Origin of the sequence: Curtobacterium flaccumfaciens pv. betae, assembly GCF_026241855.1 — a bacterium.
GTDB lineage: Bacteria > Actinomycetota > Actinomycetes > Actinomycetales > Microbacteriaceae > Curtobacterium > Curtobacterium flaccumfaciens.
Genome location: NZ_JAPJDC010000001.1, coordinates 2,792,186 through 2,809,879, shown reverse-complemented (window position 1 = coordinate 2,809,879; position 17,694 = coordinate 2,792,186). Strand labels below are relative to the sequence as shown.

19 protein-coding genes and 3 pseudogenes are annotated in these 17,694 nt (G+C 64.7%); 15 read left to right on the top strand and 7 right to left on the bottom strand.

The features are described from left to right. The first annotated feature begins 553 nt into the window (after nt 1-553). The 3 genes from ORG17_RS13210 (at nt 554) to ORG17_RS13200 (ending at nt 2,463) form a co-directional block, all read left to right on the top strand. Nucleotides 554-895 carry a DUF3846 domain-containing protein gene (locus ORG17_RS13210; protein WP_214528161.1) on the top strand — a complete coding sequence of 114 codons (342 nt, stop codon included), beginning with the start codon at nt 554-556 and terminating at the stop codon, nt 893-895. 103 nt (nt 896-998) lie between these two features. Next, a complete protein-coding gene (locus ORG17_RS13205) occupies nt 999-2,030 on the top strand; it encodes a hypothetical protein (RefSeq protein ID WP_214528159.1) in 1,032 nt (343 codons plus the stop codon). Between the two features lie 52 nt (nt 2,031-2,082). Further along, complete coding sequence (locus ORG17_RS13200) at nt 2,083-2,463, top strand: hypothetical protein (RefSeq protein WP_214528158.1); 381 nt, start codon at nt 2,083-2,085, stop codon at nt 2,461-2,463. Between the two features lie 226 nt (nt 2,464-2,689). On the opposite strand, the gene ORG17_RS13195 is transcribed toward ORG17_RS13200, so the two are convergent. After that, nucleotides 2,690-3,034, bottom strand: a complete 345-nt coding sequence (locus ORG17_RS13195) for a hypothetical protein (protein WP_214528156.1) — start codon at nt 3,032-3,034, stop codon at nt 2,690-2,692. A 382-nt stretch (nt 3,035-3,416) separates the two neighbouring features. Here ORG17_RS13195 and ORG17_RS13190 point away from each other — a divergent pair, with 382 nt between their 5' ends. From ORG17_RS13190 to ORG17_RS13160, 8 genes and pseudogenes are all read left to right on the top strand, one after another. Continuing rightward, the gene (locus ORG17_RS13190; protein WP_214528154.1) at nt 3,417-3,623 is read left to right on the top strand and encodes a hypothetical protein; all 207 of its coding nucleotides are present in this window, start codon (nt 3,417-3,419) and stop codon (nt 3,621-3,623) included. A 72-nt stretch (nt 3,624-3,695) separates the two neighbouring features. Continuing rightward, complete coding sequence (locus ORG17_RS13185; protein ID WP_214528152.1) at nt 3,696-4,193, top strand: LPD29 domain-containing protein; 498 nt, start codon at nt 3,696-3,698, stop codon at nt 4,191-4,193. A gap of 371 nt (nt 4,194-4,564) precedes the next feature. Next, nucleotides 4,565-4,732 (top strand): hypothetical protein, encoded by a 168-nt coding sequence (locus ORG17_RS13180; protein WP_214528151.1) that lies wholly within the window; start codon nt 4,565-4,567, stop codon nt 4,730-4,732. A gap of 302 nt (nt 4,733-5,034) precedes the next feature. Beyond that, nucleotides 5,035-5,220: pseudogene (locus ORG17_RS18520) on the top strand (glutaredoxin domain-containing protein); the annotation flags it as partial. 493 nt (nt 5,221-5,713) lie between these two features. Next, nucleotides 5,714-6,163, top strand: a complete 450-nt coding sequence (locus ORG17_RS13175; protein WP_214528120.1) for a hypothetical protein — start codon at nt 5,714-5,716, stop codon at nt 6,161-6,163. A gap of 17 nt (nt 6,164-6,180) precedes the next feature. Next, nucleotides 6,181-6,426 carry a hypothetical protein gene (locus ORG17_RS13170; protein WP_214528122.1) on the top strand — a complete coding sequence of 82 codons (246 nt, stop codon included), beginning with the start codon at nt 6,181-6,183 and terminating at the stop codon, nt 6,424-6,426. A 366-nt stretch (nt 6,427-6,792) separates the two neighbouring features. Then, on the top strand, nt 6,793-6,999 hold the full coding sequence (locus ORG17_RS13165) for an antitoxin VbhA family protein (RefSeq protein WP_214528124.1): 207 nt from the start codon (nt 6,793-6,795) through the stop codon (nt 6,997-6,999). Between the two features lie 24 nt (nt 7,000-7,023). Next, entirely contained in the window at nt 7,024-7,590 is a 567-nt protein-coding gene (locus tag ORG17_RS13160; protein ID WP_214528126.1) for a Fic/DOC family protein, read from the top strand. A gap of 834 nt (nt 7,591-8,424) precedes the next feature. Here the strand turns inward: ORG17_RS13160 and ORG17_RS13155 are convergent. From ORG17_RS13155 to ORG17_RS18515, 3 genes are all read right to left on the bottom strand, one after another. Continuing rightward, on the bottom strand, nt 8,425-8,751 hold the full coding sequence (locus tag ORG17_RS13155) for a hypothetical protein (RefSeq protein WP_214528128.1): 327 nt from the start codon (nt 8,749-8,751) through the stop codon (nt 8,425-8,427). 508 nt (nt 8,752-9,259) lie between these two features. After that, nucleotides 9,260-9,502 carry an Lsr2 dimerization domain-containing protein gene (locus tag ORG17_RS13150; protein WP_214528130.1) on the bottom strand — a complete coding sequence of 81 codons (243 nt, stop codon included), beginning with the start codon at nt 9,500-9,502 and terminating at the stop codon, nt 9,260-9,262. A 2,424-nt stretch (nt 9,503-11,926) separates the two neighbouring features. Continuing rightward, on the bottom strand, nt 11,927-12,139 hold the full coding sequence (locus ORG17_RS18515; protein WP_214528132.1) for a DUF4913 domain-containing protein: 213 nt from the start codon (nt 12,137-12,139) through the stop codon (nt 11,927-11,929). An 84-nt stretch (nt 12,140-12,223) separates the two neighbouring features. On the opposite strand from ORG17_RS18515, the gene ORG17_RS13145 reads away from it, so the two are divergent. Both ORG17_RS13145 and ORG17_RS13140 read left to right on the top strand, forming a co-directional pair. After that, a complete protein-coding gene (locus ORG17_RS13145) occupies nt 12,224-12,454 on the top strand; it encodes a DUF2188 domain-containing protein (protein ID WP_214528134.1) in 231 nt (76 codons plus the stop codon). 448 nt (nt 12,455-12,902) lie between these two features. Beyond that, entirely contained in the window at nt 12,903-13,604 is a 702-nt protein-coding gene (locus ORG17_RS13140; protein ID WP_301630817.1) for a DUF6338 family protein, read from the top strand. Between the two features lie 277 nt (nt 13,605-13,881). Here the strand turns inward: ORG17_RS13140 and ORG17_RS13135 are convergent. After that, nucleotides 13,882-14,037, bottom strand: a pseudogene (locus ORG17_RS13135) (helix-turn-helix domain-containing protein); the annotation flags it as partial. A 256-nt stretch (nt 14,038-14,293) separates the two neighbouring features. Between ORG17_RS13135 and ORG17_RS13130 the strand changes: the two are divergent. Further along, nucleotides 14,294-14,866 (top strand): GntR family transcriptional regulator, encoded by a 573-nt coding sequence (locus ORG17_RS13130; protein WP_214528165.1) that lies wholly within the window; start codon nt 14,294-14,296, stop codon nt 14,864-14,866. A 390-nt stretch (nt 14,867-15,256) separates the two neighbouring features. Here ORG17_RS13130 and ORG17_RS13125 read toward each other — a convergent pair whose 3' ends face one another. Next, the gene (locus ORG17_RS13125) at nt 15,257-15,565 is read right to left on the bottom strand and encodes a hypothetical protein (protein ID WP_301567881.1); all 309 of its coding nucleotides are present in this window, start codon (nt 15,563-15,565) and stop codon (nt 15,257-15,259) included. A 198-nt stretch (nt 15,566-15,763) separates the two neighbouring features. Between ORG17_RS13125 and ORG17_RS13120 the strand changes: the two genes are divergently transcribed. Next, a complete protein-coding gene (locus ORG17_RS13120) occupies nt 15,764-15,952 on the top strand; it encodes a hypothetical protein (RefSeq protein ID WP_214586076.1) in 189 nt (62 codons plus the stop codon). A gap of 849 nt (nt 15,953-16,801) precedes the next feature. Here the strand turns inward: ORG17_RS13120 and ORG17_RS18550 are convergent. Beyond that, nucleotides 16,802-17,065 (bottom strand): annotated as a pseudogene (locus ORG17_RS18550) (IS30 family transposase); the annotation flags it as partial. Nucleotides 17,066-17,694: the final 629 nt, after the last annotated feature.

The window sequence follows — 17,694 nt, the reverse complement described above, 5'->3', positions numbered from 1 at the left end:
CGGTTCGCATGGGGTATCGGGTGCACCGGGTTGAGCCGCCTCGATCGGCTTGATCTAGAGCGGCCCCGGCCCAGCCCTCTGCAGGGCCGGGGCCGTTTCACGTTCGCTGGCCTCTGCGCGCCGGCGAGCTCCTCGAGCACGAGGGATCCAAGGGGCCCGTCGGCGGCCTGTTCTGGTCTGAGCGGGCCGCCTTCGGCGGGCTGGTCTTGTCTGGGGGGAGCCGGCAAGCCGGCCAGTGCTGTGGGCCTACGGCCCGTTTTTTACCGAGAAGCCTTCGGCGGCTCGGTCGCTGCGCTCCCTCGTAGCAGCCTCCCGGGCTGTGTCTAGCCGCTGGCGCGGCCGGATCCTCCGAGATTTTCGGCACGCGGTCGCTTCGCTCCCTTATTTCGCGCCGAAATTCTCTCCACCTCCGCCCTTCGGGTAGACACACCCCTCCCGGCTGCTAGGCGGTAAACCGCCTTCTCGGCAAAAAACGAGGAGAGGACAAGGAGAGATGGAAATGAAGTTGATGGGTATTCGAGCGACCGCAGATGGTGCGGTTGAAGGCGTCGTCGTGAACGCACGTGAGTCGACCCTGCAGGGCACGCGGGAGCAGATCGGGTGCCGCCTGGTGGACGTGGTTCGCCTCGACGGCCGGATCGACGCGTGGATCGATGACGAAGGCATGTATGCGGGGGAGCGCAACGACCTCGCCACCGTCGCGGCGGTTGCTCTCGGGCGTTCCCGGGCGGCGTCGCCGCTGTACGGGACGGTCCTATTCCCGACCTACGACGAAGCCGGGGACACCCGGTCGCTGTCGCCGGATCAGTACACGGCCGTCATGCGGGCCTTCCAGCACGCACGGACGGCGCTCACCCGGGCGGAAGCACTGACCGCCGTGTTCCGCCAGCAGTAACACCCAGCAGTCCCACCCATAAAAAGACCGGGTGCGGAGCTCCCGACAACTGCAATTTGCCAGGACCCGCACCCGGCCACTACCGGAAAGCGTAGCAAACGACATGACCATGACCGAGAACATCACCGTCACCCACCTGACCGACCAGCCCCAGCCCGACGCGAGTGGCGTCGACCTGGTGCGCGTCCCCGCGGCGGACGTGGTGATCGAGAACAACGTCCGCACCGCGGCCGATCTCGACCCGGCGTTCCTGGCCTCCGTGAAGCAGCACGGGGTGCTCCTGCCGACTATCGGCTACCGGAACGCCGACGGGGCCGTGGTGGTCCGCGACGGGCAGATGCGCGTCCTCGCCGCCTGCGAGGCTGCCGTGGCTGTCCCGGTGTTCGTCACGGCCCGTGACGACAGCACCGCCAAGCGGATTGCGGAGCAGTTGGTAGCGAACGAGCGCCGCACTGCCTTGACGGACGGTGACCGGCTCGCGGCGTACCGCCAGTTGGAAATTGAGGGCCTGTCGGTCACCGCGATCGCCCGCGAGACAGGCACGAAGCGTGACGCCGTGAAGCAGACCCTCACTGTCGCGAAGTCGGACGCGGCGGCCACGGCCGTGGCGTCCGGGCAGGCGACGTTCACCCAGGCGTTGATCCTGTCCGAGTTCGACGGCGACGCCGACGCATTGGCCGCGTTGAACGAAGCCATCAGTGAGGGGTACGACGAGGACGAACTGACCCACTACGCCGCCGAGTTGCGGCAGGACCGCGAGCGTCGCGACGCCCGCGCGAAGGTGCTCGCAGAACTGGTCGCTGAGGGGAAGCGGGTCGTGGAGGACGACGACTACGACTCGTTGGACCGCCTCACCGACGCGGCCGATGACGTGACCGACTACACCGAGCGCCACCCCCTGGACCCCGAGGCCCACGCCGAGTGCGCGGGGGTCGCGTGGACGGTGAGCGAGTGGGGGGACCCCGGAGCCGGTGCAGGTGTGCACCACTCCCGACGCCCACCACCCCCGCTACCTCGGCTACCGCGCGACCGGTCAGGTCGGTGGCGGAGCGTCCGCGCAGGAGAAGTCCGACGAGGACCGCGCGGCCGAGGCGGAGGAACGGAAGGCGGCTCGTCGGGTTCTGGTCGCCAATAACAAGGCGTGGGACGCCGCTGATGACGTGCGCCGCGAGTGGATCGCGTGCCTGTTGCAGCGGAGGAACGCTCCGAAGGACGCGGCCCGGTTCCTGGCTGTCGCGCTGACCGGCCACGCATACACCCGGCACGCGTCCGGGATTGTCAGCGCCAGCGGTCTGCTCGGCATCAAGTCGAGTGGGTGGGAGCGCGACACGCTCTTCCAGTGGATTGCTCAGCACCCCGCGAAGGGGCTGCACATGTCCCTCGCGGTGGTGCTCGCCGGTTTCGAGAATACGGCGAACCGTGAGTGGTGGCGCACCCCGGACGCCGACTCCCGCGGCTACCTCAACCAGTTGGCCGCGTGGGGCTACCCGCTCAGCCAGGTCGAGAAGATCGCCGCAGGTATCCAGCCCGAGCAGACCGACCAGGACGAGGACGCCGCTGCCGAGTAGGTGAACCGGTGTGGGGGTCGCAGCCAGCGGCTCCCACGTCCACCCGGTACCGGTTCGTATCCCATCCCGGCCCGAACATATCCCAGCGGCCCGTCCTGGCGCCCGTGGGCCGCGCCGCACCCTCCGGGCACGGCGGCAAGAGGCTCCGCCTCCTCCTCACCTCGGCGCTGCTCGACGGAGCTCGCAGCGCGACGACACCGCAGAGCGGCGCCGCGACCAAGAACCCTCAGGGGGAGACAAGATTCCCAGCGGTCGGCGTTGACCCACGCGGGCGGGTGATCCAGGCGAGCTGATGCTCGTCGCAGAACCGGCCCGGCAGCTCATCGCCCGTGTCGAGGTCGACCGGTTCCCATGCCTCCGGTTCCGACGGATCGGTGCAGCCGTCCACATCGCAGGGCACCAGGTCCGCGGGCTGCACCCAGAACGAGTGCAGCACTTCGACCGTCCGAGCAACGCCGACGTCGGCGGGTGCGGAGGTCGGGGGAGTGGTGTCGTCCTGCTCGAGCAGGACGTCGATCGGGTTGCCCTGGTTCCTGGGCCGGCTTTTCCGGCCGTCGCGGCGAGATCTCATGCCCAGGATGCTGCCAGCAGCACCAGCCCACGTCCTGCCGGACCCGCCGGGACAAGGTGCGTCCAGGGCTTCCGGCCGGAGGCCGGGAGTCGCTTCGCTCCGTGTGGAACTGGCTCCGCCGGCGCTTTGGGGCCTTCGGCCCGGTTCTTGCCGTGAAGCCTTCGGCGGCTCGGTCGCTTCGCTCCCTCATGGCCACCTCCGGGTCTCCGTTCAAGTGGCTTCGCCACCGGCTCCTCCGAGATTTTCGGCGCGCGGTCGCTTCGCTCCCTTATCTCGCGCCGAAAGTCTCTCCCCCATCGCCCTTCGGGTTGCACTGCGCCCTCCGGTCGCTAAGGCGGAATACCGCCTTCACGGCAAAAAACGAGATGGAGAGGAAGAACAAATGCAACGCATCGAAAGCCTGGCAACGCTCTTCCCGGTAGTGAAGGAGGACGAGATCCCGCGGCAGTTGGCGAAGATCACCGAACGTGACGAGGACCTGCAAATCCTGTTGAAGCAGGGCTACGTCCTGACGCACACCGCGGCGATAGCAGGACCGGAGTTCACGACCTTCGTGGACACCCTGATCCACACCGGCCCCGACGAGTGACCAAACGCGGGAGGGGACAAGTCGTAATTGCCTCCTCCCGCTCCACCGATCGCACCCAGCGAAGGGCACCCCATGACCAGCACCATCATCCCGACCAAGGACCTCGCTGCACTCGGCCACGGCACAGCGTCGGCGTGGATCAACGTCCACCACGAGGACGGCCCTACCAGTGCCCAGGTGGACGAGATCTGCGGCAAGTATGAGGGTCGCTCGTTCGACGGGATGACCGACACCTACACCGACCACGGCACCATCCTGGTTGCTGGGGAGCCGGGGGAGATGCCGACCGAAGTCCTGTACGGCTGCGACGGCATCAACACCTCACGCGACTTCACCGCCGCCGGGCATCTTGTCGCGCAACGCATCATCCGCGAGTTCAGCAACATGCCACACCCGATCCTCTGCGACGAGAACGGCGAGCTCGCCGAGGGCCGCGACATCACCGGTGGGCAGGGCTGCGAGTTCAACGACGGACACCACGCCTGGGACCGGGCGCAGCTCTCGGCCTGGTCCGCGGTCCGGTTCCTGCTCCAGCACACCGACCTCATCCCGAAACCAGCGCGCCAGTAGCGGGCAGGCTGCGCCGCCGATAGCGACGGCGGCGCGGCCCCTCACTCACGACCCCAGACCAGAAGCCGCCCCCGAACTCTAGAGAGCCGCACCCCTCATGCACATCACCTACGAACGCCCCCGCCACCATCGGCGAGCAGATCGACCCGGAAGCACACGCCGCGGACCTCGACCCGACCGGCGTCGAGTGCGCAGCGACGACGTACGACGTCGCCGGCCTCGAATGGCACTGCACCCGCCGCCCGAACCACACCGACGACGAACACCGCGCCGCACTCGACGTCCACGGCGGCGGACCCACCGGCGAAGTCGGCTTCGCCTGGCAGTACGAGTGGGGCAGGGCCGGACACGGCCCGTCCTCCACCCACCCCATGACCACGGTCACCGTCACCGTCTCGTTCCCGTCGACGGCATGGACGAACGAGCGGCTGCCCGACGCGATCGCGGACGAGATCCGATCCGTGTTCTGGGAGTGCGACCAGGACGACGTCACCATGACCACCACCGCGACCAGCACCCCGCACCCCGTCAAAGGCTGAGCCGCGGACGGCGGCGGCTGTCTCCAACATGGTGAAAGCGCCGGGATGACACAGTTTAGGAATGCGCGGCCCTGCTATTGCTATCGGGTGACGGTAATAGCAGCACGGCGTTCATGCTCCTGGGGATTCCCAACCCTCCCGCCGTTATCGATGCCCCAGCCGTACGTTCTCAAACGTCATGCCCTGGTGCCAAACAATGCGCATGCATAGGCTGCCGAAAGGTGTGCCGCCCGGCAGAAAAAGGTGCAAAGAATGTGCCAAAAAGGGTACACATATAGGCCCGCGCGTTATAGAATAGAAGCATGCAACGAGGGAGGGGCCTCCTGCATCACAAACTTTACGAAAAGGTGATTTCGATGAGCATCACGGTTTACACCAAGTCCGGGTTCTGCGGCATGTGCAAGGCCACCGAGCGCGCTCTCGACTCCGCCGGCATCGAGTACACCGAGGTGATCCTCGACGACGTCGACCAGGCGCAGATCGAAGAGTGGAAGACCACCCTCGGCACCAACGCCACCAACGCCCCCAACGCCCCCAACGCCCCCAACGCCCCCAACGCCCCCAACGCCCCCAACGCCCCCAACGCCCCCAACGCCCCCAACGCCCCCAACGCCCCCAACGCCCCAACGCCCCCAACGCCCCCAACGCCCCCAACGCCCCCAACGCCCCCAACGCCCCCAACGCCCCCAACGCCCCCAACGCCCCCAACGCCCCCAACGCCCCCAACGCCCCCAACGCCCCCAACGCCCCCAACGCCCCCAACGCCCCCAACGCCCCCAACGCCCCCAACGCCCCCAACGCCCCCAACGCCCCCAACGCCCCCAACGCCCCCAACGCCCCCAACGCCCCCAACGCCCCCAACGCCCCCAACGCCCCCAACGCCCCCAACGCCCCCAACGCCGTCACCGACACGGAGACCGGCTCCTGGAGCGGGTTCCGCCCCGACAAGATCGGCGAACTCGCCTCGAGCACGGCCGCGTGATGACGATGACCCTCGAGCGTCCGACCACCGTCCGCCCCGACACCGTGCAGCAGTCCACCCGCGACGCCGTCGACGAGCTCTACGCCGGCGACACCGTGGCCGCGTTCCGCGCCATCGACGCCGCCACCGCCGACCCGACCGAGCACGTCCACGAGTGGGAACTCACCGACGAGCAGCGGCAGGTGTGGGAGGCCGGCTACATGATCGGGTTCCAGATGGCCGCCCCGGCGCTCATCGCCGAGGTCCTCGAGCTGCGGGCCCGCCTCGAGCAGGCCGAGCACGACGCAGACCGGTACTACGCCGAGATGTGCCGCCGACCCGCCCCCGCCGAGCCGGACCGCCCCGCGTTCGCGGAGATCTCCCGCGCCCGCGGCGAGGACGACCGCGCCGCCCGCCACGAAGCAACGATGGACCGCATGTTCACCCAGTACGCCGGCGCCCGCGCATGATCGAGGACACTGGACCCATGGCCACAGCAGCGAGCTTCACCTCGACAGTGGGAATAGCTGGGTTCGAGGTGCCCGTCTGGGTTTTCCTCGTCGTAACGGTGCTGCTGGTGCTCGGTGGGGTCGCCGCCCTCCTCGTCCGTCCAGTAGACGAGGGAGCGCGTGCAGCACACGTCCCGTTCCCCGCCACGGCAACAGTCTTGTTCTTCGCAGCAGTGATCGTGTTCTTCCCCATGCTCGTTGTACTGGTGGAGGACTTCTGGTGAGGGTCGGTCGACCCACAAAGGGGAACGGTACGTTCCCGCTGAGGCAGGCTGAGGCGGCCCTCAGACGCCACACACTCCGGGGCATCGGGCTCCTCGTCCTGGCGGGCGCGATGACGGCGGTGACTATCAATACGATCGTGCAGGGCCCGTTCGGAGGCCCTCCGCATGGGTGGTGACGGTGGTCGTCGTGCAAGTGCTGACCGTCCTGTTCCTCGCAGCGCTCGGATGGTCCGAGCTTCGCGGACCACGTGACCGAGGTGGGAAGCAGTGAGCACCGGTGCTCATCCTTCGCACGCGGCGCCCCTGCACCGACCCGTTCAAACGCATCTGCGGTTGCTCGAATCGAGTACGAGCAGGGGAGTCCCCATGAGCATCAGCACCACGCACCGCACTGCGGGTCAGGCTGGCGTCGACGAGCGTCGTCGGGTCGAGGTCGCTGCGCCCAGTGGCGAGATGGAGGGCCTGCACGTCACGCCGGCGTCTCGTACGGACGCTGAGGACTACGTCGCGGGCCGGATCAGTGTCCGTGAGCTTCGCGCCCGTGTTCGCGCTCGCCACGGCGGCGTCCGGTGACGGTTCGCCGTATCGTGCTGCAGCGTGACTGACCCCTACCTCGACCCTGACACCGGGATCCTCCGAAACCGACTCGGTCTTCGCACCCAGCACGAGCTCGACGTCGCAGAGGGCGACCTGGCATGGGCGGGGATGCTGGAACTGCTCGAGTACCCGCCGCCGGCGACCGGTGACCTGGACGAGCTGCGCGCAATCCATAGCAAACTGTTCAGCGACGTCTACGACTGGGCAGGCGAGGTTCGCACGGTCGACATGCGGATGAACGTTGCGGGGGCTGAGTTCTTCTTGCCCGCGTCGATGATCGGCCGCTCCGCCGGCTACGCCGCCGACGAGCTCCGCGCCGACAACACGCTCCGCGGCATGGACCGGGACCGGTTCGTGATGCGCCTGGCGCATCACTACGACCAGTTCAACTACATCCACCCGTTCCGGGAGGGCAACGGCCGAACCCAGCGGGTGTTCTGGGACCGCGTCAGTCACGACGCCGGCTACGCGCTGGACTGGCGAGAGGTAGGGGCTCCGTCTGTGCCGCGGCATCAGTTTGGATCTCCTCGGTCGCTGCGTGGGCATTGTCTCGACCGTCGGCGGTGATCACCGCGGCGTCGCGGTCGGTGGCGTTGTCGATCGCGTCGGCGGCCGCGGCACCGAGGACGGCGCCGGTCGCGGCCGCGGGGTCCTGCTGCCGGTCCGCGTCCGTGGTCGGGTATCGGCGCTCCAGGCGCTCGGTGTGTCCCTGCTCACGGGCAGCCGCGCGGTCGGCCTGCTCCTTCTCACGCTCGGCCTTCCGCTGTGCCCGGTTGAAAGTTCCCGTTACAACCGCCTCCGATGCAATCGAGGCTTCCACAACCGGCGCGGTCCTCCTGCTTCTCTCGTATCCCGAAAACGAGCACGATCTGGCATCCCTTGTACGGCTCCGGGATACCGTCCTAACCTCCGTTATCACTGACGTGTCCACCTCCCCCAAGGAGGGAACGCACATCAAGGGATGCTACAGAACGCTGCACGATCCAGGCCATTTAGCGAGGCGCGCCTCACATCTCCTCGCAGCACGCCCGCGGCTCCGTGTGCACAAACAGAGGTGTGGTGAAAGCTCTTGGGCAGAGTCATCCTCAATGAGGAAGAGTGCTATGACGACGAATGAAGTCTCCGCGACGCAGCACGCGCTTCCACAGTGGTCATTTCGTCGCGAAGCCGTTGAAGGACCGGTAGTTCGGCGTCGAGTTGGGCCGCTTCTGGTCTCGTGCGTTCAGAGGTGTCGCCGCTGCCTTCGCCGCCATCCCGATGCTCGAGGTCCCGCTGAACCCCAAGCAAGTAGTTCTGTGATTCTGAAGCGGCTCTGCCGGTTCGATTCGGGAACGAGTGCCTGCCGGCCGAGCTCGCTCCTTCGCTCGCCTGCCGGGAGCGAAGGAGCGAGCCGATGGTCTGTTAGTTATGCCACGGCTGCGCGGCCACGTGAGGATGGCTTACCGGATGAAGCAGGTCGACCGCAGAAGTGAAGCGGTAGATTTTATTGATGATCATTGAAGGGCACGGATCGCTGATGCCGCTATTTCGTGCCATACCCGTTCGCTGAGCAAATTCTTCACAGGGAATCGAGAGGAACTCGAAGCTGCCAACCGATGTGGGGTACGCTCTTCCGTAATTATCATGGATGAAAACGACTTTCTTCGAACAAGTGTCGTCGCCGTCCTTATAAATCTTAGTAACAAGCCCTGTTCCGATCCCATTTTTCTGATCGGTCGAGTTGAACATGCCACATACGCGGTAGTTCGACTGGGCGTGGGCGGCCGTCGCAGGAGCGACCACAAATAGAGCAGCGGCAACTGCGACTAGCGCCAGTAGACGTGACGAAATACTGGCCCTTCGAGGATTGCCACTGATAATCCAAGAACTTTTCATGGATACTACTCCGTTCATCTATTTGTTGACCGTTAGTAACATGCCACTCGATGGCTATGCATCGTCATTCCAGGTCTAGCGCTCGAGTGAAAGAGAAAAGCTTCAAGCTTTTCTAATTACTAAATATACCGTCATTCCGACTTGTCAACCATGAGGCTGCGCTCAGAAATGATGACTGACAGCCCGCACCTGCTGTTCGCCAAACATGGGTATCGTCGGCCGCCCTTTTGGGAGGCGACTAGCTGTTCATAGCGGCGGGGGCCTGTAAATTGTGCAGCGCAAGACGTGGTTGACATTGACAATTCGGTCGTCCACGGGCTTTTGTGACTTCGAGGCACGAATGCACGCCAATCTCGGCGAATCATTCCAAGCGGCCGCCTTTCGAAGCAATCCGAATCTTGGAGCGGAGAGGGCGATGGTTGATCTTCCGCCCGGCCTTTGTGTACGCGGAGAACGCTTCAGTCAGCGCAAGAACGTTCTCATTGGAGAGGTCGATCTCGTAATCGATGCCGTCGAAACTGAATGCAACGGTGCGTCCGTTCCCGTCTTTGATGGCCGTACCCGTGAGGGCGTCCACGAGATCCGAACTGATCAACTTTCCCATAATCAACGCCTTTCGCTCGAAGTCGCTTCGGCACGTGTCAGTCGTCTCGTGCAACCCACTGCAAGCTTTTGTCTGTAGATCACTTGCGCGGCAAGGCAGGCGACATTCCGCGTCGCCTGCGCTGCCGACATTCCGTGACGGCGCTCGATGAGACCGAAGGGACCCGCCTTAATGGAGCCGGGATAGAATGAGCCCGTCGAGAACGGCGATGAACGCCCCCCGTGTACATCGATCGCTCCGGGACTCAAAACGTCACCTTCCGTGCATCTTTAGTTAGGGTGTGAGTTTTGGTGGGGCACCCGCGGCAATGAGATAGGACCCTCATGATGTTGTTGCGACCTTTCCCATGCCGCCCACCGTCCCCGACCCGATCCCGCAGTTATTGGTCGAGATGCTCTGCACCCGTCGAAGCGAGTCGGCCCGTAGGGGAATTGTCCATTTGCGCGTGGATGCGGTGCTCTCCTTCGGGTCGAACGGGAGATAGTTCGTTAATAACGAACCGTCCTAAGGTCAACAGAAAAGAGTTCTAGCGCGCGAATCTCGTTTGGCTTGCCTAGACCTGATGAATGAAAGCGCACTTGTGCAGTTCCGGCGCTGCTGCCCGAGCGAAAAGCGGTCAATGCAACATTGTGGGCATTGGGCGCTGCTGTTGTGAACACATGCGGCTGCGCACCTCCGCCAGCAATAAGACCGAGGGCAGTGGCGGCAAATGACGCATAGCGTAGTGCGTTACGCACGTGGATGCTTCCTGGGTACATATTTCCATCGCTAATCGGGACTGCGGCTCCGGCGATCGGCAACAACGGTGGATCCGCTGTCGTCTTCGCTTGACGATCGTATAGGAGTGCCTCGCGATCGGCGCAGTATCGATCACGGCGTACCCGATGATCATCGGACCCGATTAGTGAATGTACGCACAGGGACGTTCAGGTCCTCGCGCAGATCTAGCCCCGGTCAAGGTGACGTTACTTTAGATCACGTCGTGACAGATGAGGCAGTAGGCGGGCATCTGGTGATCAGTTGTCGTTGTTCGGGAAGAAACGGTCCCCTCGGCCGTTTTCAGCCAAGGGGACCATTCGGATAGCTAATTTACAATCAATAGATCAGTGCGCCATACGACTAAGGAATGATGGATGGCGGTGTGGTCTCTCCGGGCACCAGCTCAGCGGATGGAGTTGCCCTCCCAGATGGGGCGTCCTCGAAGGTCTTTCTGGAAGTCCCAATGTGAATTGCGATCGGTCCGGGGCGCGATGTCAGTTGAAACGTTCCTGGTAGTTCCTGAGCAGTGCGGATTTGCCGAAGGGGTGATGGAGAGCGCCTGGGACGTGCTCCGAATGTCGAAGTTCACGGTGCCTCCCCCGGGGAAACTAACACAGGTCGGCCGTTGTCCAAACCGGCCCCCGCCCCCAGCGATGTAGCTCTCAACCCAAAAGGCCCGAGTACCCGCTGGCACGTGAGTGGCAAGCACGTGGCTAACTGGTCCGACGGCCGACGAGTAGATAGGCACGGCAGGTGTGGATGCTTCCGCTGATGAAATCGCTCCGACGCTCGCCATGGCCACGGCTGCTCCAATCGCCGCCAGTGCGATGCGTCGTCGCCCCGAGCCACGACGAGTCTCCCCTGGGTTCCTACCGACATGTGCTTGATGGCGTACAGAAGTCATTTTGTTTCCTTTGGTTTCGGGCGCAGGACTCTCGTAATGAAGCCCTACGGCGACCTTTACGTTGAATTTGGTGGTTTGAATACGGTGAGTCGGAGCTGGCCAGAAGTAGAACGTCTGCCACAGCGTGGGGTTGCGGCTGAAGCAGTCGATTCACCCTGTTTCTCTAGGCTGCTTCGAGGATGCAAGCTAAGAGACGCGAATACTGGAAGTGCGAAAACGATCGGGGTCGCAGGTGGCCGTGCAAGTGGGGGGCGGTAAGTGCCCGAAAGGAGCACTAAGTGCAGCCGTTCGCGGCCGCACCCTTTGCTGAGTCGTATCGGGACTTGTTAGACGATCGTATAACAAGCGTTCCCTCGAGACTAGCCGCGCCGCCTGAGAATCTTCGAGACTAGGACGCGACGGCGGACGTGTGCAAGTGACTCGGTTTCGAGCTCGCGAAGAACAACCGCGGGTCACCGACTCCACCGGCACCGTACGCACGTACGACGCATCCGAGGTGCTTACTTCGACGGCGCACCCGAGCTCGGGCCCGGGGAAGCGGATCTACCTGACTGACCCGCAGTGTCGGCGGACCGACACTTGGTGCGGCGTTGATGCTTCGGAAATGCCCGGTGTTGCACAGTTCATGTGAGCGCACACCAGAGGCTGAGGTACGAAGGAATTACCACGGTGGAGGCCTGGGCCGCGGACCAGGACCCGCAGCTCGGCGTGTCGTGCTCAAACGAGTTCCGCATCCTCAGGCGGTTCCTGAGGCCGAATGGTCAACCGCTCCGCCTTGTTGCGGCAAGGTGCCCTGCGGAGTTGCACGCGCGGAACGGCCCATACTGCTCGTCGAAGATGATGCGGGCGTGGTGGTCCCAGTGCTGCGCCCACCACGCTGACTTCGCCAGAGATCCCCGGACTTCCGCGTGCGCCGGATCCGGCCCCGGGGCGTGCGTTAGCCGATCGGCTATCGAGACGCAAGCGGGCGCCAAATGCCCTTCGCAGCTCGTCTCGCTGGCGTTTCATATGTAGGTGTCGGTGGTGCGGGTTAGGGTCAACGCGACAAAGGAGGTGACATGAGTAGCAACAGGAACGTGGTACCCAACCCGAATGGTGGTTGGGACGTGCGAGGCGGCGGAAGTCGAGCCTCGGCACACGCTGACACCCAGGCTGAGGCGATCTACCGTGCACGGACGATCATCAACAACCAGGGTGGTGGTGAACTCTCCATCCACAACCGAGAGGGTCGGGTGCGCGCGAAGGACACGATTGCGCCCGGCAACGACCCGAACAACGTGAAGGGCTGACCCGAGCATCCCTTTGCAACGAGGCCCGGTCACCTAGCGGTGATCGGGCCTCTCTTGTGCAGCAGCGCTGCGGCTACTTCGACTTCGGCGGCTTCGGTGGCTTGATCTGCGACGTCGACGGACGGACCGCTGGTGGACGTTGCATGTTCGCGGGCTGAATCCCGAACTGTCCGTGCGGCTTCCGAGTCTTGTTGCTCACTGCCCTTGCCGCTTCGCTTGCGCCGAGCCCGCCGGCGGCTTGATCTGAGAGTTGGCGGACCGTGGCGCTGGGCGGTACTGCACGTGTGCCGCCTGCATGCCACGCTCAGTCGTGCGGGACGTACCGCCGCCTGACTTCGCGTACTTGCCGGTCACGAACTTGCCCGTGACCGAGTTTCGTGACTGACCACCCGCTGACTTCGCCATCGCTACGCCTCCTCCTAGCATTATGACCGGGAAAAGGGGTTCAATGCCTACGAGTGCGCTGGGGGTTGCCTTCTACGTCTTCGCCCTGTTCTCGGGAGCGGCGTTCATCTTCGCACGGGAGGGCCACCAGCCCGCGGTCAAACGCACCGCCCTGCGAGAGACTGCTGTGCTGGTCTTCGTGAGCGCTATTTGCGATGCGATCGTCGCGGTCGCATCCATCTGGTGGACCGATCTTCGCACCCGGCTCAGCGAACTCGCCGCGGGCGACCTTCGATGGGTGCACGACCACCTCGCAGTCTCGATCTTCGCCGCGATCGGTACGGCCGCTCTCGCCACTCTCCTCGGATACCTTCTTGGTTCGGAGTGGGCCGATAGGTGCGGCCTCAACCGGATCTGGCGATCCGCAATCCCACGAGACACGTCCGCCTGGACCCGTCTGTTCGGCGATGCCCCAGAGGACGAGGTTGTCCAGGTCGCCATGGTGCTCAAGTCAGGCGGGTGGGTTAGCGGCGTCCTGTGGGAGTTCGACAATGACCCTGACCCGCACCCACTCCGCGCCATTGTCCTGACCCAGCCTCGATACCGCTCAAGCGGAAGCGACGATGTCGAACCGCTCGGGGGGGGGACTACGTCGTCATCGAAGCCGGCGAGATCGAACAGCTCCATGCTGCCTTCGTTCCTGTCGACGAAGCGGAAGCCGGCGGCACGATCGAGGAGTAGATCGTCGCGGCCCCAGCAACGCTGATGGCCCGTCTTTTGCAGGAGACGAGCCATCGGTCGTGAGACACGTGTTACTTGAAGGCGTCCTTGACGTCCTCGCCGACTTTCCAGACACCGAAGCCTGCGTCCCGGGCGGTTTCAGTGGGCGTGGCGGTGGTGGCTGTCGGGATAGTGCTCGTGGGTGTGTGTGATCGGCTCATGGGTGTGGGCGTATCGCTGCCAGGTTTCGGCGGCGACGGGTTCCGGGTGTTCATGCTGGTGGTGGCAGTGCTGCCTTCTTGTGGGTCGGGATCAAGTCTGGGGACTACAGATCGGGGAAGTCGGTAGGACCGTCCGAAGCGAACTGCCGGGAGCTCACCGGACTGAATCATCCTGTACACCGTCGCCTTCGATATGCGCATGACCGCAGAGATTTCGGCAACGGTGACAAAATGTTGGCGATCGAATCTGCCGGCCATGCGAATCCTTTCGCTCGACGGCCAATGGTCGCTCAAGCGTGTTCAGTCGGGCTGTGTCGGTTGGAGCGGTTTGCCAGTGGTCCCGCCAGTCGATCGTATAGCGAAAACCCTTCGGCGGACAGCAGATTCTGACCAAGGAGCTCACGAGCTGGCTCGGTGTCTCACGACCAGGCAGCCATGGCGGGTCGGCGTCGGAGCTCCGGCTCCTCAGCGTGGCGCTCTACCCGGCAACTGATATCCGGGACATGGTCCCGGTATGCCTGTTCCGAAGTCTCCGACCAGCCAGGGTCCCCGCCGTCTCCTCCGTGACGTCGTCTACGAGCAGATGCTCGAGGCGATCGAGAACGGCACGCTCGAGGCGGGGGAGCGCCTGAACGACGAGGAGCTCACGAGCTGGCTCGGTGTCTCGCGCACCCCAGTGCGGGAAGCGATCGCCCGGCTCGAGTCCGAAGGTCTCGTCGAGATGGCCGCGAACCGGTACACCCGCGTCGCCAGCCTCTCCGGCCCGGCACATGACCAGGCGGCCATGCTCCTCGCAGCACTGCACGCGTGCGCGATCGACCACGCCGGCGAAGCGACCGCCGATGTGCGGAAGGCCGCGGCTGCTGCTGCGGGCAAGGTCACTGCCGGCGTCGACGCGCACGACGTGGAGGCTTACCGGGGGTTGCAGGACGCTGTCGCGGCGCTCATCGCCAGTTTCGACAACCCGCTATACACGGCGACCGAGGCCGCGGTGCGTGGTCGAGTGAAGTTCCATGCCCCTGCTGCAGACGCGAACATCGACTGGGGCGCGGCGGGTGCGACGGCTGGCGCCCTCACGAAGATCTGACCGCCGGCTCTCGGCAGCGGGCGCGACGCATCGCGGACTGTTGCCGGCGCCGTCATGATCCCAGGGCTACGGTCACGCGCAGGGGTCTCACCAGCTCCTGTGCGGGCCGGAGTTGAGACGAAGCTCCTCCGGTCCGTCCCCACAACTTCGTGGGCTCGTGCCGACCGTGCGGCGACCGATCGGCTATCGAGACGCCGGTCGGCACGTCACATGCTGACGCAGTGCGCGGAGTCGTTACTGTGCCAACATGACGATTCCGCGTGCCTGCAGGCACCGTGATAGCTAACCCCGTTGGGGTCGATCAGCGCGAGTCTTGCGCCGCACTGGTAGCCATCGCAGGTGAGCACGATCGCGGGGTCGATTCCCATGCTGTCTCGTCTCTCGGCGGCGTCAGACGCCGACCGTGATGCCCAGGGTGATCCACCCGTCGGGGATCGACTGCAGGTACCCCGCCAGGGCAGCGGCGTAGTTCGGTCCGGACGCTTCGTGCGGTCGGATCTCGGTCGACCGGGCGACGGCACGGACGGTGATGTTCCCGGCCGCGGTCGAGCTCAGCGTGTTCGTCTGCACGACGTCGTACCCGGTGAGCTCCAGGCCGTCGACGGCGCGGTCTCGGGTGGTGCTCTGGTTGTCTGCGTGGCCGTCAGCGGTGATGGTGTTGGTGTTGGTGGAGCGGATCGTGCCGCGGACGGTGGTCATGGATCCATCTTCACCGATCGCGCCGACACGACCGGTCCGAGTGAGCGTGGGGGCCGGGAGAGGGATGCGCCCTGTCTTCGCTTTGCTGCGCAGGCCATCCAAGGGGCCGTGGTTGGTTCGTTGGCGTCGGTTGCAGCTGCGCGAGATGGCGGGGTCATGGTGGATTGATGATCGGTCTGAGTGTTTACCCTGCTGGTCGTGGATGATGAACTCGGGCGGTTGCGGTGGATGACCGTTGACGAGCTCGCGGCTGCGCGGCGGAGCGTCATCCGCCGGTTGAACCGGCTCGACCGGTCACAGCCGGACGTGGACATGCGGGAAGCGGTCCTACAGCGTGTGATGCAGCAGATTGGCGAAGTGCAGGACGGCCGCCGCCGCGACCGCTGAGGCTGCGGTGTCGGCGGCCGTGGTCATCATCGGTGGCATGCCCGAACACCGGTGGGCGCCGCCCATCCACCCCGATCCACCCGAGGACCAGCCGCTCGGCATAGACGCCCCGCCGGCACCGGAGAAGGGTGTCCGGCTACCCGGCGGTGTGGGTGCGAGTCGAGTTCACCCGGTCCGGCCTACAGACCTGCCTCGGGTTCGTTGAGCAGGCCGACGGCGACGTCGTCTCCGTGCAGCTCGTGCATATGGGCTTCGTGCACCACGTGTGGTTACTCATCGAGCGATCAAGAAGCGGGCTCTGAAGCCGCAAGGGCCCCGCTGATAGGCGGGCGCCGGCGTGGCCGCTGGGTGCCCGAGGAAGCCGTGTCGCTGCCCGCAGACGCCCGCGGTGGGCCGATGGGTGACGTCGTGCCACCGGTGCCCGTGCACGCGTGGATCCGTACCTACCGTGGTGTCGATCGCCGCATGGAAGCGAAGGCAATCGCCGCGACCGCGGCGTGGGTGTGGCGGGCTGCTGTGAAGCACCGCGTGGAGCTCTCAGCAATGTCATAGCCGGATCGCTTGCCGGTGTCGGGGGCCGTGCGTACCGTGGTGGTCTGCGTCCGGACCATTCCCCCCAGTGGCTTCGGGCGCGCGCGGCTCGAGCAGCCCCCCAATTCGCTCGAGCTGCAGCCGGCCCCGGTCTGTTCCCCCCAACAGGCCGGGGCCGCTTCACGTTCGCTTGCTTGTGGTGCCGGCGAGCTACTGGAGCGCGGCGGATCTCATCGGACCGCCGCTCAGAGCGGAGCCATGGCGCCGGCGTCCAGTATGAGCGCTGGGGTCTCGGGTAAAGACGCACCGAACACCAGCGCGAGGCCTCCCGCTGAGCTCCGCAGCGACCTCGATGAGCCGTTCCGTGCTGTGAATTGGTGAGATCGGTGGATTTCGGGAAGTACTGCCGGAGCCGGCTGCTGGGGTTCTCGTTCCAACTGCGCTGCCAGGGCTTGCGCGGGTCGCAGAAGAAGATCGCGAGATGCGTCGCAGGCGTGATGCCAGGATGCCGGGCCAGCTCTGATCCCGATCCCAGGTCAACGGCCGGCGGAGGTGTTCCGGCAACGGCTGGATGGTCGGGATAGCTCATGCTGGAGCGAGTGCGTAGCCCCCAGCGTCTTGGAAAAAGTGGCTAATGCGAACGTACTTCACAATGCTGTGTGTGGGTCCTGTGGAATTCTCCGCGAGAATACCGTAAATCTTTGCCTGATGGGACACGACGGGAGCTCCGGAGTCACCCCCAAAAACGAGCGTTTGTCCGATCGCTGCCATATCCCCAGGAGTGCGCAGACCATAGCTTGGCCTCCAAGGGGTAACAGCAAAGGTGCAAGACTGACCGCTACTTTTTCCGCTGATACAGAATAGTTCGCCGTCGGCAGGCGAACCCGTTCCTGCTACGGCTGTCGCCCGGAGGTACCTGTACTGCAGGGTGGCAAGAAGCACCTTTCCTACCGCGCGCGGTGTGTACGAGGAAGGGCCTGAGCAATGAAACCCAGAGGTGCTAGGTGCACAGAACTCCGCCGAACGCTGCGGTTCAATTCGCACGAGTTCTAAATCTTCGGCAGGGTCTACCCATGACACATATCCAACTTCCTCGCCACCTACGGATACATGTTCATTCATGGCGCCGCAGTGTTTCGCGGTGACAACGTACCTCACGGCCCGTTGATACTGCGACAATCTTGCGATGACTCCGGTTCTTACGACTACAA